The organism is Kosakonia oryzendophytica (genome assembly GCF_027886705.1).
In the GTDB taxonomy this organism is placed as follows: Bacteria; Pseudomonadota; Gammaproteobacteria; order Enterobacterales; family Enterobacteriaceae; genus Kosakonia; species Kosakonia oryzendophytica.
Window position 1 is genome coordinate 1,131,378 of sequence record NZ_CP115659.1, and the last position, 22,848, is coordinate 1,154,225.

A 22,848-nucleotide genomic window follows, 5' to 3' on the forward strand; every position below is an offset into this window, starting at 1 on the left:
GTGCTAATAAATTTGCCTTATCTATACATCTGTCAGCAGTTTCCAGGCGATTCCGTACGCAAGCGCGCTCAGTAACGTGGGGGTAATAATGCTGCGCGTTTTCCAGAAGCTCACGCCAAGCACCGCGAAACCCACCAGTGTTGGTAGCAGGCGGCGGTCATCGGCCATGATTTCCGGCATGCAGGAGACCACCAGTAAGGCGCAAATAGACGCAATACCGATGGTGTCGAGCAGCACGGCAGTCACACCGCGTCTCGCCGGGCGAGACTGCACGGTGCGGATGCGCAGGGGCAGGTAGCGAAATAAAAAATTTACCCCGCCGACCAGTAATCCAAGGAGCAGTACGTCAGGACTCATCGGGCGTTCCCTGGTAAAACGCTTGCACCAGCGCGGTCAGACAACCGGCGACAATCCCGGCCAGAATGGCCGCCGGGATCGAAAACAGCGTGACACCAGCCAACGCGCCAAGCAGTGCTGCTGTGACGGCGGGGGCTTGTTTCCGCTGGAACGACGCCAGCAGAAAGCTCATAAATAATGCAGGTAACATAAAACTCAGTGCTGACTCCACCGCCGGATAGCCTTCCAGTAAGCCACTACCGGAAAACGCGCCCAGCACGGTACCCAATACCCACGAAAACCACGAACAGAAGGCGATGCCGATCATCCACTCCTCGCTCCAGCGGCGGTTATTGCGCACCAGTTTGGCGGTGGCGGCGGCAAAAACTTCGTCCGTCAGACCAAAGGCCCAGATAGCGGTTTTGGGGTTTTTGAGCGGGGACACAATACGGCTGCGCAGTGACGGGCCATATAGCACATGGCGGACGTCCATCGCCATGACGGTCAGGGCGGCAACCCATAAGGCGCTACCCGCGGCGAGCATCGTGGTGATCACAAACTGACTGGCGCCGGCGTAAATAATGCAGGAGAAAAAGACGCTTTCAAGGGGAGTAAAACCGAGTTTGGTGGCATTCATGCCAAAAGCAAACGCAACTGGAACGTAGCTTAATACAATGGGAAGACTGTCTTTGATACCTTCCTGTAACGTGGCCGTACTCACGGCACTGACGTCTGTTGGTGTTGCTGAGCTATCCATAGTGTTTGTTATATATCACCCACGTTAATATAACCGGGATAAACAAGTCCCTTAACCTTAACAGACTAAGGCGCGCCTTAACACCCCGGTTTTTCTCCGAAACCGCGAAACGTGGGCGGTTGCTTACATCGCAGCCTCCTGACGATGAAATCCTCGCCACCACACCAGCAGGTTTACCATCGCAAGCAGACTGCCCGCTGCGCAAACGCCGCTCCACCCGGCATGTTGCCAGGCGGACGCGGAGATCAGTGAACCCGCCGCACCGCCAATAAAGTAGCTGGTCATATACCCGGCGGTCAGGCGATTACGCGCATCGGGCTTGACGCGGTAAATCACCGTCTGGTTGGTGATATGCACTCCCTGTACCGTGAGATCCAGCACAATGATGCCCACTATCAGCGCGATAACTGAGCTGTGACCGAGCCAGATAGCCACCCACGACAGCAGCAACAGGAGCAGGCCACCGGTCGTGGTGAGATGCGATTTTCCTCTGTCCGCCAGTCCGCCTGCCTGCCGTGCGCCTAATGCTCCGGCCGCGCCGACCAGGCCAAACAAGCCAATCACCGCTTCTGAGAAGTGAAACGGCGGCGAGGCAAGTAAAAAGGCCATCGACGTCCACAAGATGCTGAAGTTCGCAAAGCTCAGACAACCCAGCATAGCGCGGGTGCGCAGCAGTTTATCGCCAGCAAACAGTGTAAACACTGACGCCAGCAGTTGCAGGTAATTGAGATGCGTGTCCTGTTTGACCTTTGGCAGACCGCGCCACAGCGCTAGTGCCATCAATACCATTAATATGCTGGCGACCCAGTAGACGGTGCGCCAGCCGCCAAGACTGGCAAGCAACCCGGCAACCGTTCGCGCCAGCAGAATACCCAGCAACAGGCCACTCATGATGGTGCCAACCACTTTGCCGCGTTTATCCGGGGTGGCGAGCGTCGCTGCCAGCGGCACGAGAATTTGCGCCACTACAGAGAATAATCCCGTCAGCGCGGTCCCCAGGATCATCACCGCCAGCGAGGAACTGCTGGCGGTGATAAGCATCCCACCTGCGGCAAGCAGCGTCATCACAACGATCAGCGTACGGCGCTCAAACATGTCACCAAGCGGCACCAGGAACAGTAACCCGGCGGCATAACCGAGCTGGGCTGCGGTGACAATAAAGCCGGCCTGATTCGGCGAGAGCGAAAACGCGTGTGCGATGGTATCGAGCAGGGGTTGTGCGTAATAGTTGCTGGCTACGGCAAGGCCGGTTGCAACGGACATCAGTGCAATAAGAGACGGGCTAAGGCCCTGATTGGGTTTGACCATAGGAGTGATAAATTTGCCTGTGATTTCGTCAGAAATTCATCATAACCAATGGGTAGGCGTTTGTGAGGATGATCGCGTGTCGGAAAGTGCGGTGAAAGACCTTCCCCTCACCCCGACCCTCTCCCCACAGGGGAGAGGGAGAAAAAATAGGTGCGGGTCAGCCAGGGGGGAGGGGGAAAAAACAAAGGGGTGAGGGGGAATAAAAATATGTGCTGTCGGTTCCCTCTGTGCAAAGGAGAGAGCAAGAGGTTGGAAGGGTACGATCTGCCCCCTCTCCCCAAAGGTGAGAGCAGGAAGTTGTAAGGACTCGATCTATCCTCTCTCCCCAAAGGTGAGAGCAGGAAGTTATAAGGACTCGATCTGCCCCCTCTCCCCAAAGGTGAGAGCTGGAAGCTATAAGGGCTCGATCTGTCTCCTCTCCCCAAAGGTGAGAGCTGGAAGCTATAAGGGCTCGATCCGTCCCCTCTCCCCAAAGGTGAGAGCTGGAAGCTATAAGGGCTCGATCCGTCTCCTCTACCCAAAGGTGAGAGCTGGAAGCTATAAGGGCTCGATCCGTCCCCTCTCCCAGTGGGAGAGGGTTAGGGTGAGGGGAAATGCCTTACTTCTGCGCGGCCAGCGCTTCTTTCACCCAGCCATCAAACTGCTGCTGGTGGGCTTTGATCCAACCATCAACATGGCCCTGAATATCTGCTTCCGACGCTTTACCCGCATGCATCATCGCATTCTGTGCATTGATGTCGGCAATGGGCAATTTCATTACCGAGAAGAGTTTCGCCGCCGCCGGGTTTTTCTCCGCCCAGGCTTTGTTTGCCACGATGTGCATAGTGTTGACCGGGAACCCATAGTTCATGCCATTCGGCAGTTTGGTGTCGATATTTTTCTGCTCGCCCGGCAGCGAAGAGAACGGCACCTGCAACCAGACCACATCTTTACCCGGTTTCAACACATCGCTCACCCAGTACGGTGTCCAGGTGTAGTAAAGAATGGGTTTGCCTTCTTTATAGCGGGTAATGGTGTCAGCCATCATTGCCGCGTAGTTACCCTGGTTATGCACCACATTGTTGCTCAGACCATAGGCATCAATCTGGTGATTAATCACCGCTTCACAACCCCAGCCCGGCGTGCAACCGGTCAGGTCCGCTTTACCGTCGCCATTGGTGTCGAACAGCCTGGCGATTTTCGGATCTTTCAACTGATCAATACTTTTAATGTGGTACTGCTCAGCCGTTTTCTTATCGATCAGGTAACCTTGCGCTGCGCCGGTGACGAAAGTGCCTTCACGGTAGAATTTCTTGTCGCCTCCGGCAGCGGCGTACATATCGTCATGCAGAGGCTGCCAGTTTACGGCGGTGAAGGTCACATCGCCTGCGGCCAGTGACGTATAGCCAACGTTGTAATCGACTTCACTCGGTTTATTGACGGTGTAGCCGAGTTTTTCCAGCCCGCGGCTTACCAGCAGAGTCTGAAAGGCTTCTTCTGAAATGGTGCTTTGAAAAGGTTGCACGGTGATGCCTTTGCCGGGCAGCTCAGCCTCTGCGGCGAACGTGCTGGTGGAGACAAGGGTGGCGAACGCTGTGGCAAAAAGTACGCTATGTCGCATCGTTGTTCCTTATTTTCAGGTGGGATACTGGACGCCCGGCGCATGTTGCACCGGGCAGCGGGATTAGCGGGTGAATGGCCGGGTCAGCAGACCCAGCGGGCCGGTCTGATACCAGCGACGATTGCCCCGACTGCGGGCATCGCGGCCGACAGCCTGCGTCAGGCGGTCGAGAATAATGGCAAGGATCACAATTCCCACCCCGCCAACGGTAGCCAGCCCCATATCAAGACGACCAATACCGCGAAGTACCATCTGGCCAAGCCCGCCAACGGCGATCATCGAGGCGATCACTACCATGGAGAGGGCAAGCATCAACGTCTGGTTAATTCCCGCCATAATGGTGGGCATGGCCAGTGGTAATTGCACTTTAAACAACATTTGTCGCGGGCTGGCACCAAATGAGCGCGACGCTTCAATCAAATCGGCCGGCACCTGGTTAATGCCGAGGATCGTCAGTCGTACCACCGGTGGCAGGGCAAAGATAATCGTTACCACTACCCCCGGCACATTACCGATGCCGAACAACATCACAATCGGCACCAGGTATACAAACGCCGGGGTGGTTTGCATGGCATCCAGCAGTGGACGGATAATTTTTGCCGCCCGCTGGCTGCGCGCCAGCCAGATCCCCAACGGCAGACCGATGACCACACAAAACAGCAGCGCGGTCAGCACCAGCGCCAGTGTGACCATGGCCTGTGACCAGGCACCAATCGCGCCAATGGCGATCAGGGAGACCAGCGTGGCAATGCCCATTCCCGCGCTGCTCATCTGCCAGGCGATCAACGAGAAAACAATGATTGCCACTGGTGCAGGCATGCCCAGCAACAACTGTTGGAAGGTGCTGAGAATGTAATCCACCGGAATGCGGATCCCCTGGAACAGCGGCCGGAAATGCACCACTACCCAGTCGATCCCTTGTGTTACCCAACTGTCCAGCGGGATCAGCGTCTTATGGAACGGATCCATAATGTTGAAATGTTCCGGTGCAGGTGCCGGGGCGCTGTTTAGCCAGTCTGTACCACCGCCACTGGCGGGGGCCGACGAAGCGCCGCCGCCCCAGGCGTCGGCGGATTGCGCTGCATTGTCTGCCGCTGGCGCGCTATCCCACGGGTTATTTGCATCAGCCATTGTTTGCCCCCTCGCGATCTAAAGCCTGTAGCAGCATCCGTTTTGAGATGATGCCCACATACTGCTGTTCTTCACCGATAACCGGGACAGCGCAGGGCGCTTGTCCGACATGGGAGAGCAACTCGCTGAGCGGCGTTTCGGCCTCCACGGCAAGCGGGGAGTCAAGTAACGCCGCATCGATACCCAGATTCTGCCCTAAGGCTTCTTTCAGGGAGTCGATGGAGACAATGCCGACAAATCGATTACCGCGTTCGACGACATAACCGTATTCACGATCGTCATCCTGCAACATTTTCAGTGCGGATCGCGGGCCGAAGCCTGGTGTTTTACGGATTAAGCCCACCGGCGTACGGCGCGCAATATCTTTTGCGCTAAATACCTGGCTAATATCCACGCCACGGAAGAAGGTACGCACATAATCATTGGCCGGATTATTTAAAATCTCGTCCGGCGTACCGACCTGCACCACTTCACCGTTTTGCATAATGGCGATGCGATCGCCAATACGCATGGCCTCGTCCAGATCATGGGAAATAAATACCACGGTGCGTTGATGTTTCGCTTGCAGTTTTACCAGTTCATCCTGCATTTCCGTGCGAATTAATGGGTCGAGCGCCGAGAAGGCTTCGTCCATTAATAAAATATCGGGATTGATCGCTAATGCACGCGCCAGACCAACACGTTGACGCATACCGCCAGAGAGTTCATCCGGCCAGGCATGGGCATAATTTTCCAGTCCCACCTGACGCAACGCATCCCGCGCTTTTTCCTCGCGCTCTTGTGCTGTCGCACCGGCTAATTCCATACCAAACGCGGTATTTTCCAACACCGTCATATGAGGCATTAGCGCAAATGACTGGAAGACCATCGCGATCTTTTTCCTGCGCACCTCGCGCAACTCAGCGTCCGATATTTTGGCGATATCCACGCCATCAATCAGCACCTGCCCGCGGGTGGGTTCAATCAGGCGATTGAGAAGGCGTACCATAGTGGATTTACCCGATCCGGATAACCCCATGATGACAAATATCTCGCCTTCTTCAATGGCCAGACTGGCGTCTTTCACGCCAAGCGACAGACCCGTTTTTTCAAGAATTTGCTCTTTTGAAAGACCTTTTTCAATATATTTGAAGGCCCGCTGCGGGTGCTCGCCAAATATCTTGTAGAGGTTCTTCACTTCTAATTTAATTGCCATGCAATAAGAGAGTTCCTGTTATTTATTGTGTCGATATAATACCCGGTGATAATAATTAACTGGCCATACCCTAACATACTCAGAATCTGAGACAACCCTGAATTTCCTCAGACGGTGAATTTGCGCCGTGCAGAATCGCCGCCATTTACCATGAAATAAGGGCTGACGGTGGGTGATCATTTTTTTGTATTCATCGGGAAATCGCACCTGAAATGTGAGAATTCAGGCGAAAATGACAGTTCAATTACAGTGTACAAGTTATGGGGATATTGTGCCGGATATTTCGGCTATATGCGGGAATTAACGATATCCTTTTTAATTTGACGGTTATTATCATTTTCCTGAAAAAAAGAAATATTCCCTCTCCGAAAAGAGGGAAGGGGTGGGGGTCAGAAGTTCCAGTCTTCATCTTCGGTTTCGACCGCTTTACCCATCACATAGGAGGAGCCTGAGCCGGAGAAGAAGTCATGGTTTTCATCGGCATTGGGCGAGAGCGCGGCGAGGATCGCCGGGTTCACTTCCGCCATTTCCGCCGGGAACAGCGCCTCATACCCCAGATTCATTAACGCTTTATTGGCGTTGTAGCACAGGAAGGCTTTTACATCCTCAGCCCAGCCGCTGTCCGCGTACAGATCGTCGGTATAGGCCAGTTCGTTATCATAGAGATCCATCAGCAGTTCCAGCGCGAAGTTCTTCAACTCTTCACGTTTTTCACTACTCACTTTTTCCAGCCCTTTCTGATACTTATAGCCAATATAGTAACCGTGCACTGCCTCGTCGCGAATGATCAGACGAATCAGGTCAGCCGTGTTGGTCAGCTTGCCGCGGCTCGACCAGTACATCGGTAACCAAAAACCGGAATAGAACAGAAAAGATTCAAGAAACACGCTGGCGATTTTTTTCTTCAGGGGGTCATCGGCGCGGTAGTGCGCCAGAATCAGCTGCGCTTTACGCTGTAACGCCGGGTTATCTTCGCTCCAGGCATAGGCGGCATCCACATCTTTGCTCTGGCAGAGCGTAGAGAAAATCGAGCTGTAGGAGCGGGCATGCACCGCTTCCATAAAGCTGACATTGGATAACACCGCCTCTTCGTGCGGGGTGATAGCGTCATCCATCAGCGCCGGTGCACCCACGGTGTTTTGAATGGTATCGAGCAGCGTCAGGCCTGTGAATACGCGGATCGTCAGTTGCTGCTCCGCCGGGCTTAAGCTTTGCCAGGCGGGGATATCATTCGACAGGGGCACTTTTTCTGGCAACCAGAAGTTGCTGGTCAGGCGGTTCCATACTTCGAGGTCTTTATCATCCTGGATTTTGTTCCAGTTCACCGCGCTAACGCGTGACAGTTGGCTCATCCTTTCCTCCTTACAGCGCGCAGGACACGCAGCCCTGGATCTCGGTACCTTCCAGCGCGAGCTGGCGCAGGCGAATGTAATACAGTGTCTTGATACCTTTCTTCCACGCGTAGATTTGCGCTTTGTTGATGTCACGAGTGGTGGCGGTGTCTTTAAAAAACAGCGTCAGCGACAGCCCCTGATCCACATGGCGCGTGGCTTCAGCGTAGGTGTCGATGATCTTCTCTGGCCCAATCTCATACGCATCTTCGTACAGCGCCAGGTTCTCGTTGGTCATAAACGGTGCGGGATAATAAACACGTCCGGTTTTGCCTTCCTTGCGGATCTCAATTTTCGAGACAATCGGGTGAATGCTTGATGTCGCATGGTTGATATACGAGATGGATCCGGTAGGCGGTACTGCCTGCAGGTTCTGGTTATAGATACCGTAACGCATCACATCGTCGCGCAGTTGTTGCCACATCTCACGCGTAGGAAGCGTGATGCCGGAACGGGCAAACAGCGCACGGACTTTCTCTGTTTTCGGTTGCCAGTCGCCTTCCAGGTACTGGTTGAAATAGTCACCGCTGGCATAACGCGATGTTGGAAACCCGGCGAAATATTGCCCACGCTCGCGGGCAATCATCATCGAGGTGTGCAGCGCGTGCCAGGTGATGGTGTAAAAATAGAAGTTGGTGAAATCCAGCCCCTCCGGGCTGCCATAGGCAATGCCTTCTCGCGCCAGGTAACCGTGAAGATTCATCTGCCCAAGCCCAATGGCGTGCGAGGCGGCGTTACCGCTTTCCACCGAGGGCACCGAACGGATGTGGCTCATATCGGACACGGCTGTCAGACCACGAATGGCGGTTTCCACCGTGCGGCCAAAATCCGGTGAATCCATGGTATGGGCAATATTCAGCGAACCGAGGTTGCAGGAGATATCGTGGCCGGTATTGGCGTAATCGAGATTTTCATCAAACGTCGAGGCGCTGTTAACCTGCAAAATCTCCGAACAGAGGTTGCTCATATTGATGCGCCCGGCAATGGGATTAGCGCGGTTCACCGTATCTTCAAACATGATGTACGGATAGCCGGACTCAAACTGGATCTCCGCCAGGGTCTGGAAGAAATCGCGGGCGTTAATGTAGCTTTTACGCACACGTTCATCAGCCAGCAATTGGTCGTACATGTCGCTAATGGCGACATCGCCGAACGGCTTGCCGTACAAACGTTCAACATCATATGGCGAGAAGAGCGCCATTTGCGCGTTCTCTTTCGCCAGTTGGAAAGTGATATCCGGAATGACAACGCCCAGTGAAAGGGTTTTGATGCGGATTTTTTCGTCGGCATTTTCGCGCTTGGTATCCAGAAAACGCAAAATATCCGGATGATGGGCGTGCAGATAGACCGCGCCCGCGCCCTGGCGCGCGCCCAACTGGTTGGCGTAAGAGAAGGCGTCTTCCAGCATTTTCATCACCGGGATCACCCCGGATGACTGGTTTTCGATACGCTTAATCGGCGCGCCTGCTTCCCGTAGATTAGAGAGCAGAAATGCCACGCCGCCGCCGCGTTTCGACAGCTGTAACGCCGAGTTCACCGCACGACCAATAGATTCCATATTGTCTTCAATACGCAGCAGGAAGCAAGAGACCAGTTCGCCACGCTGCTGTTTGCCGCAATTGAGGAAGGTTGGCGTGGCGGGCTGGAAGCGTCCGGAGAGGATCTCCTCTGTTAGCTGCTGAGCCAGCGCCTGGTCACCCTGCGCCAGTGTCAGCGCCACCATGCAGGCGCGGTCTTCAAAATGTTCCAGATAACGTTTGCCGTCGAAGGTCTTCAGCGTATAGCTGGTGTAAAACTTCCACGCGCCGAGGAAGGTCTGGAAACGAAAACCGCTGGCGTGCGCGTTGGCAATCAGATCGACCACAAAGGCGCGGTCATAGCGCGCCAGCACGCTTTCATCGTAATAACCTTCCGATATCAGGTCGTTGAGGCGCTCATCCTGACTGGCGAAAGTCACGGTATTGGGGTGGACATGCGTCGCCATAAAGGCATCGACGGCCTGATGGTCTTTATCAAACTGAATGCGGCCGTCTTTATCATAAAGATTCAGCATTGCATTCAGCGCATGGTAATCGGGTGCGCTTTGCATCATGCGCTCTGCGGTTGTCGTAGCCAAAATTCGCTTACTCCTTTACGCACGTTGTCGATGTCCTGCGAGGTTCCCATCAGCTCAAAACGGTACAGATACGGGACACCGCATTTTTGCGACACCACATCACCTGCACGGCCATACGCCTCGCCGAAGTTACGGTTGCCGGAAGCAATCACACCGCGGATCAATGCACGGTTGTGCGGATCGTTTAAAAAGCGGATCACCTGACGGGGGACAGCGCCAGCTGTACCACCACCGCCATAGCTGGGAACCACCAGGATATAGGGTTCGTCTACCTGGATACGCTCGCGCTCGTTCAGCGGGATGCGCACTGCCGGCAGTCCGAGACGCGTGATAAAGCGCTGCGTGTTTTCGGAACGGCTGGAGAAGTAGACGAGGGTGCTCATGCGCTGGCCACGCGGGGAGCGGTGTGCAGGCGATTGATCATATCCGGGCGGAAACCGGACCATGAGATATCTCCGGCGACGACTACCGGTAACTGACGAAAACCCATTGCGCGCAGCTTATCCGCGGCTTCCGGTACGTGGTCAACGTTCACCATTTCGAATGCAAAACCACGGCTTTCCATTGCCCGTTTGGTGGCATGGCACTGAACACAATTATTTCGAGTGTAAATGGTAATGCGCATAATTCGTATTTCCGTTTAAAATAAAAGGATGGCGCGATGGGTCGCGTCATGTTGTGTGTTTGTCACTGAAAGGAATACTAGATGTAGTTATTAAAAGATGCAACCACACAATATATAGGAAAATGACATAGGCTTTGCCCGAAGGATAAGCATAATGGGTAAGGGGAATTTGTACCGGTTTTAGAGCAGGTTATGCTGGGCATAGCGGAAAATAAAAACCCCTGCGGGCGATGAAACCAGGCAGGGGTCAGCGGTGAGCCAGAGCGTTTAACGGCGCAAACTGAGTAGCGCACCGACAAAGATGCCCACCGCAGCGGCAGCGCCAACGCTGCACCAGGGTTTATCTTTCACAAAGGTATCAGCACACCCCACGACATCACGTGCTGCTTGCTGTACGCGGTTGCGGCCATGCAGACGCGCGCGGGTCTCTTTCAGCAAAGCCTGCGCCTTGCGACGCGCCGCATCGGCTTCGTCTTTCGCATCGCTGCCCCAGGACTTCAGCACCTCTTCCAGACTGTCGGCCAACTGGCTGACGTCGTTGTTGATCTCCTCAACACCTTCATCTACATCACGGCGATTCGGTCTGTTAAACATAGGATCCTCCCTCGTTTTTGATGTGAATTTTAGTTTAGACCATAAATTTTAAGGCCAGACGGCAATCACGCCTTTCACGTCCGTTTGTGGACTTTTCTGAAAGCGTTGCCAATGCTCAGTCATGTAAGGTGGCGAGGCTGTAGAAAGATGACGAGGAAAATCTATGTATTTAAGACCCGATGAAGTGGCGCGCGTGCTGGAAAATGTGGGATTTACGATGGATGTGGCGACGACGAAAACCTATGGTTACCGGCGTGGCGATAATTATGTGTATGTGAACCGTGAAGCGCGCATGGGACGAACGGCGCTGGTTATCCATCCCACACTCAAAGAACGTAGTTTGTCGCTTGCGGAACCCGCCTCGGACATCAAAATGTGCGATCACTACCAGAATTTCCCGCTTTATCTGGGCGGCGATGCGCAGGAACATTACGGCATTCCACACGGCTTTAGCTCGCGCATGGCGCTGGAACGTTTTCTGAAAGGATTATTTGGCGAGCAACAGCATTAAGCGGTAGCCGGTTTTCACCAGCTACCCGCCATCAGGCTTTGGCCTGATGGTAGTTACTGACGCGGAACAGGCGGCGGCAGTAATCCAGGAAGTAGCCGTACACGGCGCCCATCATCATTGACAGCACGATATTGGAGCTCACCGCAGCCACAATCTGGTGCCAGTCTGCCCCGACCGACCACAGAATCGCCACATACACCGGTGACTGGAACGTGACATAGGCCAGCACATCCGCCAGATTTTTCATCCAACCCGCGGGGCTAATGCGGCGGGCATAACGCATAAACAGATCGCGGTACAAGCCATAAGGCCAGGCAATAATAATGTTGACCGGGATGGCGACCAGACGAGAGGAAAGTGACTGTTCAAAGCTCATTCCTGAGAGGAAAATTTCAATCAACATGTTCACTACCGAGCAATAGACAACCATAGCAAAGGTGTCTGCTGCGGCGTGACGCAGGCGGGACTGCGAAGAGAACATGATCGAGCTCCTTGATACTCAATAAAAAAACGAACAGTGAGAGTGTTTAGCGTTTTGAAGTGCCTGATTTAATGCGGATAGATTATATGTCTGGATATAAACTAACAACTAGAGATTAATTTTTATTATTTTCCGTTTATTGGATAAAGTGCTCTGCCATTGTCTGTTTTTTGCGCATTTCATTATTTTAGTTGGATGGCTTTTAAAAAGTAATGTATATCAAACGCTTATATTTAAATTGAAGAATAATGCAGCGTTCAGGTCGGGGAGCAAAGCGGGGTTTTTAGCGCACTGTGCTTTTGCAGAGTATGTAAAACAATCAACAGCATTTTTTATGCTGATAAAGACAAGTTTGCAGCGTTTAATGCTAATAACTTAAATGGTTATTTATGCTCCTTTTTTGCATATATATAACGGTATGGCGGTGAGCTAACCTCACCGCCAACGATCAGCAAACGCCGAAATCACCGTCTTCTTTGTACAGAGAGACATCCTCGGCTTTCAGCGTAATTTTGTCCGCTTGTTCATCGTGGGCTGGCACCGCAACGAGTTGATCCTGATGGACTTCCAGCACTTTCAGTTTGGGACCGCCAATGCGCGGTTGCACAATATCGCCGACAGAAAACATACATCGCTCCTTTATCATTGGTTTGTGTCAGTAACCATAGCCTGTCGCCTGCTTGCGGTACAGCGGAACGCGACAGCCACTGATGTGGGAAAAGTAAAACAGGGTAAAAGCGCAGGGGGGAAGTGGCAACCACAGGCGCAGTGGCTACTCTTGAAGAGAAAGTGTCTTTTTTTCAATAAGCTGTCATTTATTTGTAGGGGGCTATATGGGTTTCTGGCGCATTGTCTTTACGATTATTCTTCCGCCGCTGGGTGTACTGCTTGGTAAGGGGCTGGGTTGGGCATTTATCCTCAATATCCTGTTAACGCTGTTGGGTTACATTCCGGGCCTGATCCACGCGTTTTGGGTACAAACCCGCGATTAAACACGCCATGGGCGATGCTTCGCCCATAATAAAAACCAGCATGATTAAATGGCTAACTCGTACTGTTCTTCGCCAAATCTGAGCAAAAACGTAAAGGTATTTATCATTCAGACGATAAATGAAACATTTGGCAATGATTCTAAGGAGAAGAGATGAGCATTAAGGATGTTGGTGCCTCCACCGGTCCGCAGACAGAGCCTGCTACGCATCAGTCCAGGACCCGTATGTTTGCGGGAAAAGAGATTGTCACGGAAAGTTCGGTTGCGGTGAGCCTTTCTGAAGCGGCGCTCGCACGTGGGATGGAAGGCCATCCACCGTTGACCAAAGAAGAGAGTGAAAAGAACGCCCGCGCCATGGCGGAAGTCCGCAAAGCCAACATGGCAGCGGTCACCCGCGGTGGTCCAAGCCTTGCCAGTGAATTTTATGGTGACCCGGCAACGGCCAACGACGCTGTGCGCTTTATCGGCTTTTTCCAGCATGCCACCGTGGCGGCGGACGACATGGCCAGCGCGCTGCATCAGGCGATGACGTCGCCGGAGGTCAATGGCGACTACACCACTAATGCGATGGATCTGGCATTGATGCAGGCTAAGCTCAACAAAGTGGTGGAGCAGTTCGTCTCTGCGGATTATCAGCAGCAGGCCAGCGACTTTGTTGCCAGTTATATCAGCGAAAAGGCCGAGCAGGCGGATCAGATGACCCGTGTTGTGCTCTCGCAGGCAAGCAAACTGGCGCAAAGTTTGGGGGATGAGGAACAGGCGAAGCACCATCAGGATGCGATCGATCAACTGAGTGAAGGTACGCACTCTTCGCAGACGGTACGTAACGAGATGCTGCAACTGACCGCCAGTAACAAAGAGAGCGATGTCTGGTTTTCACGGCTGAATAACCGGGTGAGCGAAAGTCGCTCGTTACCTTACATTAGTGAGATCGAAAAGCAGCATATCAGCGCGCTACAGCAGCAGTGGCAGCACTTTGTCGATAATCTTAATTCCGTAGCGTGAGTCCTCTTCCCCGCCTGATGCGGGGGAGGACTGTTATGTTACCGGCGCGAAAAACAGCATCGCGCCGGTTCTACGGGAGACAGGATCAGAAGGTTTCCCAGTTGCTTTCGCTGGTAGTTGGCGCAGAGGCGGCTGCCGGGCGCAACGGTGTGGATTGTGGTTTACCCGGCTTCGTACCTGACTGCGTCGTGTGGCCATTGACGCGGAACACCGCCACTGCCTGACGCAACTGCTCTGCTTGTTCTTCCAGTGCAGCAGAAGCCGCAGCGGATTCCTGCACCAACGAGGCGTTCTGTTGGGTAACGCTATCCATCTGCGAAACGGCGAGGCTCACCTGCTCAATACCCTTGCTCTGTTCTTCAGAGGCAGACGCGATTTCCCCCATAATATCCGTCACCCGCGTTACGGCGGTGACGATCTCTTTCATCGTATCACCGGCTTCAGCCACCTGAGTGGTACCGGAATTGACCCGGTTTACGGAGTTTTCAATCAGCGTCTTGATCTCTTTCGCTGCCTGAGCACTGCGGCTGGCAAGCGTGCGCACTTCCCCGGCCACCACAGCAAAACCGCGACCCTGTTCACCCGCGCGGGCGGCTTCAACCGCGGCGTTGAGCGCCAGGATATTGGTCTGGAAAGCGATGCCGTCAATCACGCTGGTAATGTGGGCGATTTGCTGCGAACTGTCTGAGATTTCGCTCATCGTGCGTACAACGTTGCTCACGACCTGACCACCGCGCGCAGCCGTATCTGAGGCGTTCTTCGCCAGTTGCGAAGCCTGACGGGCGTTGTCGGTGTTCTGTTTCACCGTTGCGGTCAGTTGCTCCATGCTGGCGGCGGTCTCTTCCAGCGAGGCGGCCTGCTGTTCGGTACGTGAAGAGAGATCGTTGTTACCGGTGGAAATTTCGCTCGCGCCGGTGTAAATCGAGTCGGAGCTGTTTCGCACGGCACTCACGGTTTGCACCAGCGAAGATTGCATTTCGTGCAAACCAGCCGCCAGCTGACTCATTTCGTTACGCCCCTCAGCAGAGATGGGTTGCGTCAGATCGCCGCTGGCGATCGCGCGAATATGCGCCATCACGCTATGCAACGGCTGCAGCAACAGATGTTGCAGACCCAGCCAGATAACAATCAGCACCGCAATCACAACCAGAAAAATCACGCCCAGCGTCCATTGCATACTGGTGAAGCTGCTCTGATTCTCCTGAGCGGCGGCTTGCAGGAAGGTATTGTTCTCCGTGCGCCATTTGGCATAGCTGGCGTCCATATCGTCCTGAGCTTGTTGTGCGTCCAGGTTGCCGTAAGCTTCGTAATTGTTCGCCCGCAGGAAGGTGATTGATTGTTGCAGCACATCGTGCATTTTGGTGATTTTCTGCGCTACGTCGTCCGCTAATGCTGTATCCTGACCTGCAACGCGCGGCATGCTTTTGTAATTGTTGAAATAACCTTCAGCCTTGCCGAGCGACTCGGTTGCGGTGGTCAGGAGCTTTTCGATACTGGCAAGCGAGGCGGGATCGCGCTGGTTTTTCAAGAAGCGGATTGCCACGCGGGTAACGGTGACGCGTGTTTTGATCAGCGTATTGACGCTGTCGCCAAGGTTTTCTTGCTGCGCGTTCAGTACGCCGGTGTTCTGGAAGTTCACTCTGTCGTTATTGACTGCCGAGTAGAACAACCCCCCGGTGACGAACTGAAGAAGACAAAATACCGAAAGCGCGATAATGATGCCGGTAATAACCCGTATATTTTTGAGCATGGCCATAGTCCGTGAGAGAGTCGGGATTGCTCAATGGTTATCGACCTGGCATAAATTAACTTTATGATCGCTTTTTAAACACTTAATTAAGACTTAAGTAAGTGCCCGGTGCGTCACACACCGGGAAGTGGCTCACTTTTTGTTGCGCAGTTTAACCGCCATAGCAATGCGCGGCTCCAGCAGTTTTGCCACCGCGGCAAATACCGGCACGACCACCGAGTTGCCAAACTGGCGGTAGGCTTGTGTGTCGGAAACCGGAATACGAAACGGTTTATCGCCGGGTTTCTCAAAGCCCATTAAACGGGCGCATTCGTGTGGCGTCAGGCGGCGCGGGCGGCGGGCCTGGTTTTCCGCATGGTTGAAATCCGCTTCGCCCAACGCTTTATCCCAGCCGCGATCCACCAGAATTTCAGAACCATCTTTGTGATAGCGCGCCGACAGGGTGCGGGCAATGCTGTTTTCGCAAGTAGGATCGACAAGCCCGAAGCCAAAGCCATTGCCCTTTGCGGCATGCTTTTTTGCATAGCGATAGAGATAATCCCAAAGCTTGTGCGACAACACATATTTGCTGTCGACCGTTGGCTCCAGTAGCTGGCCAAATGTCGGGCGCTGTGAAGGGTAAAAGCGATCGATGTCGCGCAGGGTAAAGCCTTCGCTAAGGTGTAAATCGCGGCGGAAACCGACCAGTACTATGCGTTCGCGATGCTGGGGCAGAAAATGCTTACCGTCGATAATTTTCGGATCATCCTTGCCATTGATACCGGCATCTGCAACGTCGTAACCCAATTCGTCCAGCGTGTTCATGATCACGCTAAAGGTTTTTCCTTTGTCGTGACTCTTCAGATTTTTGACATTTTCCAGCACAAAAATCGCCGGACGTCGGGCTTTAATAATACGTGCAACATCAAAAAACAGCGTGCCCTGCGCTTCACACTCAAACCCATGAGCGCGACCCATGGCATTCTTTTTGCTGACGCCGGCCAGGCTGAATGGCTGGCAAGGGAAACCCGCCAGCAATACATCATGCTCGGGGATCTGCTGGCAGATATGCGCATAGGCGTCAGTTTCGGAAATCGCCGGGTTGCCACTGAGCGTCACTTCGCGGATATCCTGGTTAAAGGTGTGTGTGACGCTGTCGTTGTACCAGTTGGCCTTGTAAGTCCGCACGGCGTTTTTATTCCATTCGCTGGTAAACACACATTGCCCGCCAATGGCTTCAAAACCGCTGCGAATGCCGCCGATACCGGCGAAGAGATCGATAAATCGGAAGCGATAATGGGGATGATGTGCTGGTGGGGAGGGGAGCAACCCGCGCAGCAGCGTCTCTTCGGCTACGGTCAGGATTTTTGGCGCACCTTTGCCATTTACCCAGCGATTAAGGGACTCCCGGCTCCATTCCCGTTTACCTGCTTTTTTAAGCTGTTCCGCCACACACTTTTGGCCGTAAATTTCCAGTACCTGGTCCAGTAATGCCCGATCGCGTTCCTGCTGTCGCTGTTGGTCACTCTCTGCCTGCACCAACTGATGTAGCGCAAGTGAATCAAATTCCGCCATGGCGTCTCCTTGGATGATGGTCTGAAATATATCACTCATTTGACCCAGAGGATATTCGGCAGAACACCAGGTTGTTCCCGAAATGTGCAGCCCGCTGTTTGAAAAAAGCCGGGATGCGGCGTCCTGTTTCCCACAGGGCACCTGCTTTTGCCATTTGGAGTTGAGGTTGCCATAAGAGAGCAACCTGGCGGCGTTATGAGTGCGCCCGGTTCCAGGGCATTTTCGCCAGCAGCAGCGCCATACCGCACCAGCCACTTAGCCCGGCGAACAACAGACCTGCGCCGACAAAGCCCGACAGCAGAAAAAATCCCGGATTAACCGCATAGCCCAGTACGACACCGCTAAGGATCAGCGTACCGGCAACGATTTGCACCTGCTGCATTAACGGGCGTGGCTGACGTTTATCCTGCACTGTCGGCAGCTTTGATTGCTTCCAGTTATTCAGCCCGCCTTCCAGGATCGCGACCTGCGCAGGGGCGGCGGCCTGGATCAGCGCATCGATGTTTTGCTGTGTGCGCATGCCGGACTGGCAATGAAAGATCACGGTTTGCTGGGGGGAAGCGAGCGCCCCGTTTTTACCGGCGATCAGGGTATCCAGCGGCAGTGAGACAGCATCAGGGAGGTGCTCGCGGCGAAACTCATCGGACTGACGAATATCAACCAGCAGCGCGCCGCTTTGCTGCAATTTGCTCGCCTGCTCGGGGGTGACCTGGGTGTAACGCATATTTATACCTCCGGGCAGTAAATGCCCTTGAGTGTGTTAATGATTTTACTGACCGTTGGATCCTGAATGAAGTAGTTAACCCGCTGCGCCTGGCGTTGGCTGGTGATTAATCCTTCTTCTTTCATCCTCGCCAGATGCTGGGATGTCGCCGAAGGGCTAAGGCCGGTTGCCGTACTTAATTCGCCCGCTGACGTTCCCGGCGCATCGATCAGCATGCACAGAATCAGCAACCGGTGAGGATTGCTCATCGATTTCAACAGCCCGGATGCTTGTTCGGCTTGCGCCTGTAATTGAAGAATATCCATGTCAGTCGCTTTATTTAGGTTTTTCTAAATTTAGATTAATCTAAAATAAAAGGCAGCAGGATGCAAGCGGGGAACCGCGCAGGAATAGCCTCATGTCGGCAATCCTTGTGAATAACCGGGATGAGACTAATCGATAGGAATGAGACCGACGCAACGCCTGGCTGCTGGGGTTATTGCAGATGGCCAGTGATTTTTCGGGAAAACGCCGCGGAGAGGTCTTCCCGAAGCTGCTCAAACCGTCTTCTGAAGGGATCGCCCCGGCGACAAATCAACACGACACGCCTGCGAAGCTCCTCAGGGTGTGTTCGCAGATAGCGGATGTTTTTCACTTTTTCATCAATGGACGACAACAACGGAAAAAACGAAACATTTTGTGAGTGCGTCACGATATAGCGTGCAGTTTCCAGAGTGTTGGGCATGATTTTGGTGGCATTCAGAACCGTTTGGGCAAAGGTATCATCCAGCGTTTCGGCAAACAGCGACTCGGTAATCATAATTTTTTCATTCCGGGGCAACGGAAGTTTGAATTTATCGTGACTCACCGAGGGGTGTTTGGTGCTCAGGCCAATGACGTAAGGCTCTTCAAATACGGGAAATTCAACCACGTCGTTATTATTAATCGGCGAAGTAATAATCGCGACCTGAATAATATCATGGTCGAGCAAGGCAACCAGCTTTTCTTTGCTGGCTTCATGAAATTTGAACTCAGTTTTTGGAAATCGCTCCCGGCAAATCATTTCGATATCGCCAAAAATGTAGGGAGCAAGGGTGGGCACTGAGCCGATATTTAATACCCCCGATGGATATTTCTTGGATTCTTCCGCCATGTGTTTAAGGCTTTTCACTTCTGACAAAATGACCTCTATCTGCGACAAAGCTTCTATACCCTGCGCTGTAAACTTAACGCCACGCACCTGACGATTAATTAATGTTATTCCCAGATCGCTTTCAAGTTTGCGTACCTGGGCGCTCAGCGTCGGTTGCGAAACATTGCAAGCATCAGCCGCTTTTTGAAAATGTTTGTATCGCGCGAGCGCGTACAGATACTCAAGATCTCTAACCCTCATTTTCTTTCCCCTGGGATCAGACAAAAAAATTAGCGGTGTAGTATTCATCTATTAATATCGAATGAGTACCTTTTTTATGGGGTCTTTATTCAATCTGTGATCGGTGTTTAATAATGGCGATTTGATTTTGTTATTGTTTTTCAATTTATTGATTTCACTCAAGCATTTCAATAGGAAATGCGTATATATCAGCTGTTATTTATATGGTTTTTTTGTTGAGTGGGATGTTTTGGCTATGATAGGGTTGCTGCCCCGTAAAGGTGGTTATTTTACTGTTTAGTGCATCAGGTGAATCTTAGCAAGGTAATAAAGTGGCCTAATATAAATGTCATGATGAAGTGAGATTGATGATGGAAGTTTTCGAGAAAATTGCGGTTGATATTAAAGAGAAAATATCGAACATGGTTCCGGAAGGTGAGGTGGATGTCGACTTTATGGTTGTTGATGATGACACCATTCGTTTTATTGTCGCATTCAGTCAGGGGCTTTACGAACAAAAGATTAATAAATTAGATATTCATATAAAAACGCTCTCCTGAGCCACCATCGCCGATAGCGGATGGATCTGAATGTCTTTTTGTGCATGTGAAAATTAAAGCAACATCTCCATGCAAATAGTTTCGCGGTAGTGCGATAAATGCGGCCCCTTCCCGTGTAAAGGGGGCAGTTGAGCAGACAAGGAGCGTTGATAATAAAAACATAATAATAAGCCCTTGCACTACGTTGTTTTCAACTCTGGGTTGGGAGGGGACATTCAACGTAGTGCTTTTTTTTGCCGATCACCGGAAGTTCACAGGCACAGCTACGTCGGGTATTGAGTAAAGAAACCCGCTTCTGCCACGCAAGATAAAAAGCACAATACATAGAATGGCGGTGGTGAGATGGCTCAACCGCTCCACACCCTCACAAAACCCCAGGTAATATTGTCGCTCAGCGAGAGAAGTATCGTTTTTATCCTTTTGAATATAATAACGATATCCGCTTTCCGTAATGGATCTGTTTGCAGAATAAAACACTCACACTTTCTGTTTGAATTATTACAATCGCCTGCGTTAACTGCTCATAACATGATGCTATTCACTGAATATGAGTGTGAAGGTTTACCGGACGATGAAAAATATCCTCTGCACGCTGGTTGTTGCCATGAGCCTTTGGACGAGTGGCGCAAACGCCTGGAGTAACGCGCTCCCCGTAGGCCCTGCGGTCGGCGATCAGTCGCTGTCGCCATTTTACATCTGGGACAGCGCGCTTCCCCAGCGCCCGGGAGTGATGCTGCGTGAAGAGCCTATACCGCGCCAGCCGGACATCACCGATGCCAGCAAGATCCAGCGCATTCTCTATACCTCACAGGACAAACGCTGGAATGCGGGCAGCGTTCCGGTGAGTGGCACGCTCTGGTTTCCGCAAGGCGAGACGCCGAAAGGAGGCTGGCCGATCATCGCCTGGGCGCACGGTACACTCGGTGTCGCCGATGCTTGCGCCCCTTCATGGACGAACCCGACCCCGCGCGATGCGCACTATATCAATCAGTGGTTGAAACAGGGGTTTGTGGTGGTTGCCACGGATTACCAGGGCCTGGGGGGGCCTGGGCCTCACCCTTATCTTAACTGGGAAGCGGAGGGGCGCTCGGTACTCGACAGCGTGCGTGCGGTGTTGCAGGCGTATCCGCAACAGATTGCTAATAACCTAGTGATCACCGGGCAGTCGCAAGGTTCAGGGGCCTCTCTTGGTGCCAGCCTCATTGCGCCAGACTATGCGCCAGAGCTGAAACTGCGCGCCACGATTGCTACCGGGCTGGTGGCGACGTTTCCGGAAGGGCCGATAAAACCGGGTCACGCACGGCCAGGTCACCGCGATCCGGCGCGTTTTACCCTGCTACGATTGATTGGCGGCTCGCTACCGGACGGCGCGCCAGCGGCCGATAAATGGGTGACAGAGCAAGGGGCGAAGATGCTGGTGCTTGCCAGAACCGCCTGTATGAAAGAACTGGGTCACTATGAGCACAAGGAGAAGATTGATGGTGCTAAGGCGTTTATCGGGGGGGACGGGCCAGTTAATGCCGCGTTAACCCCGGTAACCAACATGCCGCTGAAGATGTTCCCGGCACCACTATTTACCGCAACCGGGCTGGCCGATCACACGCTGTCGCCGCACCATCAGTACGCTGCCGTTGCTGCATTGTGCGCCGCCGGGAATCCGGTTGAGTGGAAGACCTACCCCGGCATTACCCACAATGGCACAGTAAATGTGGCCTTTGAGGATGAACTGGCGTTCGTTCGCAGCGTGATGGAGCACGCGCCGCAGCAAAACAGTTGCGGATCGTTGCAGGCGCCAGGCGAGCCGCAACACCCGCTAAAGGGCATACCGTTTAACACCTGATGGGTTAGGGGTGACGCCAGCGCAGCGTTGCCGGCAGGATACGCTGCGGCGTCGCCGGCTCGTTGCCTTCAATCATCTGCGTGATGATATCGAAGCAGTCCTGCGCCAGTCGCGGCACATTCTGTTCGACCGTATCAATCGGCAGCGACAGGGAATCATACAGATAGTGATCGTCAAAACTGGCGATATGGATATCGCTCTCCAGTAAGTGGTGCTGGCTCATATAGCGCAGCACCCCTTCCAGCAGGCCGCAGGCGGCGGTGAACAGCGCTTTCGGCGGGCGGCCCAGTCTGGCGCAGAGTGCGGCGAACATCTCATAGCCGCTACTTGGGTGATAATTGCCGTGAATGATCCACTCCGGACGCGGCGTGACACCCGCTCGCTCCAGACCCTGCATAAACCCGGCAAGGCGGTCTTTGGTGGGTGACAGACGTGGCTGACCGCCCAGGAAATAGACTTCATCGGGAGTGGCGCGCGCCAGATGTTCAACCAGTTCGGCGGTCGGCGTCAGGGAATCGGTGATCACCAGCGGCAGGCGGGTGTCATTGATATGGCGGTCAAACAGCACCACCGGAAGTTGTTCGCTCAGCTTCAGGTAGTCACTGTCGCTTTGCATGCTGGAGGCGACAATCAGTCCATCCACCTGTCGCGCCACCAGGTTGTTCACCACCACCGTTTCCTGACTGGCGTTCTCGTCCGTGCAGGAGATCAGCAGTTGCAGGCCCGCTTCGCGACACAGGTTTTCCAGCTCGTGAGAAAAAACGGCGAAACCGTAGTTGGTGATTTCCGGCACCACCAGACCCAGCGTATGGCTGCGGTTTTCACGCAGCAGACGGGCGTGAATACTGGGTTGATAATGGTGCTGCTGGGCGATAGTCAGAACGCGCTCGCGCGTCTCCTGCGCCACACGCAACTCTTTACCGCGGCCGTTAAGCACCAGGCTGGCAGTGGCTTTAGAAACCCCTGCCAGCGCGGCGATATCGCTGATGGTGACGCGTTTTGTTTTTCTCACGGTTTTGCATCGGTTA

Annotated in this window: 24 protein-coding genes; 5 read left to right on the top strand and 19 right to left on the bottom strand. The window is 53.3% G+C overall.

The features are described 5' to 3' along the window. Window positions 1–21: 21 nt before the first annotated feature. From ygaH to O9K67_RS05485, 11 genes are all read right to left on the bottom strand, one after another. A complete protein-coding gene (gene ygaH, locus O9K67_RS05435) occupies window positions 22–357 on the bottom strand; it encodes an L-valine transporter subunit YgaH (protein ID WP_061493471.1) in 336 nt (111 codons plus the stop codon). Beyond that, on the bottom strand, window positions 347–1,093 hold the full coding sequence (locus O9K67_RS05440; RefSeq protein ID WP_061493472.1) for an AzlC family ABC transporter permease: 747 nt from the start codon (window positions 1,091–1,093) through the stop codon (window positions 347–349). The genes ygaH and O9K67_RS05440 overlap by 11 nt, the downstream gene beginning before the upstream one ends. A gap of 123 nt (window positions 1,094–1,216) precedes the next feature. Then, window positions 1,217–2,401, bottom strand: coding sequence for an MFS transporter (locus O9K67_RS05445; protein ID WP_061493473.1), 1,185 nt, complete (start codon window positions 2,399–2,401; stop codon window positions 1,217–1,219). Between the two features lie 598 nt (window positions 2,402–2,999). After that, on the bottom strand, window positions 3,000–4,001 hold the full coding sequence (gene proX / locus O9K67_RS05450; protein WP_061493474.1) for a glycine betaine/L-proline ABC transporter substrate-binding protein ProX: 1,002 nt from the start codon (window positions 3,999–4,001) through the stop codon (window positions 3,000–3,002). 63 nt (window positions 4,002–4,064) lie between these two features. Next, window positions 4,065–5,132 carry a glycine betaine/L-proline ABC transporter permease ProW gene (gene proW / locus O9K67_RS05455; protein WP_061493475.1) on the bottom strand — a complete coding sequence of 356 codons (1,068 nt, stop codon included), beginning with the start codon at window positions 5,130–5,132 and terminating at the stop codon, window positions 4,065–4,067. Further along, on the bottom strand, window positions 5,125–6,327 hold the full coding sequence (gene proV, locus O9K67_RS05460) for a glycine betaine/L-proline ABC transporter ATP-binding protein ProV (protein WP_061493476.1): 1,203 nt from the start codon (window positions 6,325–6,327) through the stop codon (window positions 5,125–5,127). Before proV ends, proW begins: the two co-directional genes overlap by 8 nt. 389 nt (window positions 6,328–6,716) lie before the next feature. Next, window positions 6,717–7,679 (bottom strand): class 1b ribonucleoside-diphosphate reductase subunit beta, encoded by a 963-nt coding sequence (nrdF, locus tag O9K67_RS05465; protein ID WP_061493477.1) that lies wholly within the window; start codon window positions 7,677–7,679, stop codon window positions 6,717–6,719. Window positions 7,680–7,689: 10 nt separating this feature from the next. Then, a complete protein-coding gene (gene nrdE, locus O9K67_RS05470; RefSeq protein WP_061493478.1) occupies window positions 7,690–9,834 on the bottom strand; it encodes a class 1b ribonucleoside-diphosphate reductase subunit alpha in 2,145 nt (714 codons plus the stop codon). Further along, on the bottom strand, window positions 9,807–10,217 hold the full coding sequence (gene nrdI, locus O9K67_RS05475) for a class Ib ribonucleoside-diphosphate reductase assembly flavoprotein NrdI (RefSeq protein WP_061493479.1): 411 nt from the start codon (window positions 10,215–10,217) through the stop codon (window positions 9,807–9,809). The genes nrdE and nrdI overlap by 28 nt, the downstream gene beginning before the upstream one ends. Further along, window positions 10,214–10,459, bottom strand: a complete 246-nt coding sequence (gene nrdH / locus O9K67_RS05480; protein WP_061493480.1) for a glutaredoxin-like protein NrdH — start codon at window positions 10,457–10,459, stop codon at window positions 10,214–10,216. The genes nrdI and nrdH overlap by 4 nt, the downstream gene beginning before the upstream one ends. Window positions 10,460–10,726: 267 nt before the next feature. Next, window positions 10,727–11,053 (bottom strand): DUF883 domain-containing protein, encoded by a 327-nt coding sequence (locus O9K67_RS05485; protein ID WP_061493481.1) that lies wholly within the window; start codon window positions 11,051–11,053, stop codon window positions 10,727–10,729. A gap of 163 nt (window positions 11,054–11,216) precedes the next feature. Between O9K67_RS05485 and O9K67_RS05490 the strand changes: the two genes are divergently transcribed. After that, the gene (locus O9K67_RS05490) at window positions 11,217–11,564 is read left to right on the top strand and encodes a DUF2002 family protein (RefSeq protein ID WP_061493482.1); all 348 of its coding nucleotides are present in this window, start codon (window positions 11,217–11,219) and stop codon (window positions 11,562–11,564) included. A gap of 31 nt (window positions 11,565–11,595) precedes the next feature. Here the strand turns inward: O9K67_RS05490 and alaE are convergent, their stop codons facing one another. Both alaE and O9K67_RS05500 read right to left on the bottom strand, forming a co-directional pair. After that, window positions 11,596–12,045 (bottom strand): L-alanine exporter AlaE, encoded by a 450-nt coding sequence (gene alaE / locus O9K67_RS05495; RefSeq protein ID WP_061493483.1) that lies wholly within the window; start codon window positions 12,043–12,045, stop codon window positions 11,596–11,598. Window positions 12,046–12,493: 448 nt separating this feature from the next. Then, complete coding sequence (locus O9K67_RS05500; RefSeq protein ID WP_061493484.1) at window positions 12,494–12,673, bottom strand: hypothetical protein; 180 nt, start codon at window positions 12,671–12,673, stop codon at window positions 12,494–12,496. 205 nt (window positions 12,674–12,878) lie between these two features. Here O9K67_RS05500 and O9K67_RS05505 point away from each other — a divergent pair, with 205 nt between their 5' ends. Further along, entirely contained in the window at window positions 12,879–13,037 is a 159-nt protein-coding gene (locus O9K67_RS05505; protein WP_071889874.1) for a YqaE/Pmp3 family membrane protein, read from the top strand. A 152-nt stretch (window positions 13,038–13,189) separates the two neighbouring features. Next, window positions 13,190–14,041, top strand: coding sequence for a hypothetical protein (locus O9K67_RS05510; RefSeq protein WP_061493485.1), 852 nt, complete (start codon window positions 13,190–13,192; stop codon window positions 14,039–14,041). Between the two features lie 85 nt (window positions 14,042–14,126). Here O9K67_RS05510 and tcp read toward each other — a convergent pair whose 3' ends face one another. The 5 genes from tcp to O9K67_RS05535 form a co-directional block, all read right to left on the bottom strand. Beyond that, a complete protein-coding gene (tcp, locus tag O9K67_RS05515; protein WP_061493486.1) occupies window positions 14,127–15,791 on the bottom strand; it encodes a methyl-accepting chemotaxis citrate transducer in 1,665 nt (554 codons plus the stop codon). A gap of 132 nt (window positions 15,792–15,923) precedes the next feature. Beyond that, window positions 15,924–17,345 carry a DNA cytosine methyltransferase gene (locus O9K67_RS05520; protein ID WP_061493487.1) on the bottom strand — a complete coding sequence of 474 codons (1,422 nt, stop codon included), beginning with the start codon at window positions 17,343–17,345 and terminating at the stop codon, window positions 15,924–15,926. Window positions 17,346–17,538: 193 nt separating this feature from the next. Beyond that, a complete protein-coding gene (locus O9K67_RS05525) occupies window positions 17,539–18,069 on the bottom strand; it encodes a rhodanese family protein (protein ID WP_061493488.1) in 531 nt (176 codons plus the stop codon). Between the two features lie 2 nt (window positions 18,070–18,071). Then, the gene (locus O9K67_RS05530; RefSeq protein WP_061493489.1) at window positions 18,072–18,374 is read right to left on the bottom strand and encodes an ArsR/SmtB family transcription factor; all 303 of its coding nucleotides are present in this window, start codon (window positions 18,372–18,374) and stop codon (window positions 18,072–18,074) included. A gap of 170 nt (window positions 18,375–18,544) precedes the next feature. Continuing rightward, window positions 18,545–19,441 (bottom strand): LysR substrate-binding domain-containing protein, encoded by an 897-nt coding sequence (locus tag O9K67_RS05535; RefSeq protein ID WP_061493490.1) that lies wholly within the window; start codon window positions 19,439–19,441, stop codon window positions 18,545–18,547. A gap of 347 nt (window positions 19,442–19,788) precedes the next feature. Between O9K67_RS05535 and O9K67_RS05540 the strand changes: the two genes are divergently transcribed. Next, entirely contained in the window at window positions 19,789–19,980 is a 192-nt protein-coding gene (locus O9K67_RS05540; RefSeq protein WP_061493491.1) for a hypothetical protein, read from the top strand. 571 nt (window positions 19,981–20,551) lie between these two features. Further along, window positions 20,552–21,820 carry a lipase family protein gene (locus tag O9K67_RS05545; RefSeq protein ID WP_148654689.1) on the top strand — a complete coding sequence of 423 codons (1,269 nt, stop codon included), beginning with the start codon at window positions 20,552–20,554 and terminating at the stop codon, window positions 21,818–21,820. A gap of 4 nt (window positions 21,821–21,824) precedes the next feature. Here O9K67_RS05545 and O9K67_RS05550 read toward each other — a convergent pair whose 3' ends face one another. Then, the gene (locus O9K67_RS05550) at window positions 21,825–22,832 is read right to left on the bottom strand and encodes a substrate-binding domain-containing protein (protein ID WP_061493492.1); all 1,008 of its coding nucleotides are present in this window, start codon (window positions 22,830–22,832) and stop codon (window positions 21,825–21,827) included. Window positions 22,833–22,848: the final 16 nt, after the last annotated feature.

What these genes read in the sequence shown, in the direction of transcription:
- O9K67_RS05535 (WP_061493490.1), bottom strand. Translation starts at nt 19,441, where the DNA reads ATGAGGGTTAGAGATCTTGAGTATCTGTACGCGCTCGCGCGATACAAA.
- O9K67_RS05445 (WP_061493473.1), bottom strand. Translation starts at nt 2,401, where the DNA reads ATGGTCAAACCCAATCAGGGCCTTAGCCCGTCTCTTATTGCACTGATG.
- nrdI (WP_061493479.1), bottom strand. Translation starts at nt 10,217, where the DNA reads ATGAGCACCCTCGTCTACTTCTCCAGCCGTTCCGAAAACACGCAGCGC.
- O9K67_RS05440 (WP_061493472.1), bottom strand. Translation starts at nt 1,093, where the DNA reads ATGGATAGCTCAGCAACACCAACAGACGTCAGTGCCGTGAGTACGGCC.
- alaE (WP_061493483.1), bottom strand. Translation starts at nt 12,045, where the DNA reads ATGTTCTCTTCGCAGTCCCGCCTGCGTCACGCCGCAGCAGACACCTTT.
- proX (WP_061493474.1), bottom strand. Translation starts at nt 4,001, where the DNA reads ATGCGACATAGCGTACTTTTTGCCACAGCGTTCGCCACCCTTGTCTCC.
- proV (WP_061493476.1), bottom strand. Translation starts at nt 6,327, where the DNA reads ATGGCAATTAAATTAGAAGTGAAGAACCTCTACAAGATATTTGGCGAG.
- O9K67_RS05545 (WP_148654689.1), top strand. Translation starts at nt 20,552, where the DNA reads ATGAAAAATATCCTCTGCACGCTGGTTGTTGCCATGAGCCTTTGGACG.
- O9K67_RS05505 (WP_071889874.1), top strand. Translation starts at nt 12,879, where the DNA reads ATGGGTTTCTGGCGCATTGTCTTTACGATTATTCTTCCGCCGCTGGGT.
- O9K67_RS05485 (WP_061493481.1), bottom strand. Translation starts at nt 11,053, where the DNA reads ATGTTTAACAGACCGAATCGCCGTGATGTAGATGAAGGTGTTGAGGAG.
- O9K67_RS05525 (WP_061493488.1), bottom strand. Translation starts at nt 18,069, where the DNA reads ATGCGTTACACCCAGGTCACCCCCGAGCAGGCGAGCAAATTGCAGCAA.
- O9K67_RS05490 (WP_061493482.1), top strand. Translation starts at nt 11,217, where the DNA reads ATGTATTTAAGACCCGATGAAGTGGCGCGCGTGCTGGAAAATGTGGGA.
- O9K67_RS05540 (WP_061493491.1), top strand. Translation starts at nt 19,789, where the DNA reads ATGATGGAAGTTTTCGAGAAAATTGCGGTTGATATTAAAGAGAAAATA.
- proW (WP_061493475.1), bottom strand. Translation starts at nt 5,132, where the DNA reads ATGGCTGATGCAAATAACCCGTGGGATAGCGCGCCAGCGGCAGACAAT.
- O9K67_RS05510 (WP_061493485.1), top strand. Translation starts at nt 13,190, where the DNA reads ATGAGCATTAAGGATGTTGGTGCCTCCACCGGTCCGCAGACAGAGCCT.
- O9K67_RS05520 (WP_061493487.1), bottom strand. Translation starts at nt 17,345, where the DNA reads ATGGCGGAATTTGATTCACTTGCGCTACATCAGTTGGTGCAGGCAGAG.
- nrdH (WP_061493480.1), bottom strand. Translation starts at nt 10,459, where the DNA reads ATGCGCATTACCATTTACACTCGAAATAATTGTGTTCAGTGCCATGCC.
- nrdF (WP_061493477.1), bottom strand. Translation starts at nt 7,679, where the DNA reads ATGAGCCAACTGTCACGCGTTAGCGCGGTGAACTGGAACAAAATCCAG.
- O9K67_RS05530 (WP_061493489.1), bottom strand. Translation starts at nt 18,374, where the DNA reads ATGGATATTCTTCAATTACAGGCGCAAGCCGAACAAGCATCCGGGCTG.
- ygaH (WP_061493471.1), bottom strand. Translation starts at nt 357, where the DNA reads ATGAGTCCTGACGTACTGCTCCTTGGATTACTGGTCGGCGGGGTAAAT.
- tcp (WP_061493486.1), bottom strand. Translation starts at nt 15,791, where the DNA reads ATGCTCAAAAATATACGGGTTATTACCGGCATCATTATCGCGCTTTCG.
- O9K67_RS05500 (WP_061493484.1), bottom strand. Translation starts at nt 12,673, where the DNA reads ATGTTTTCTGTCGGCGATATTGTGCAACCGCGCATTGGCGGTCCCAAA.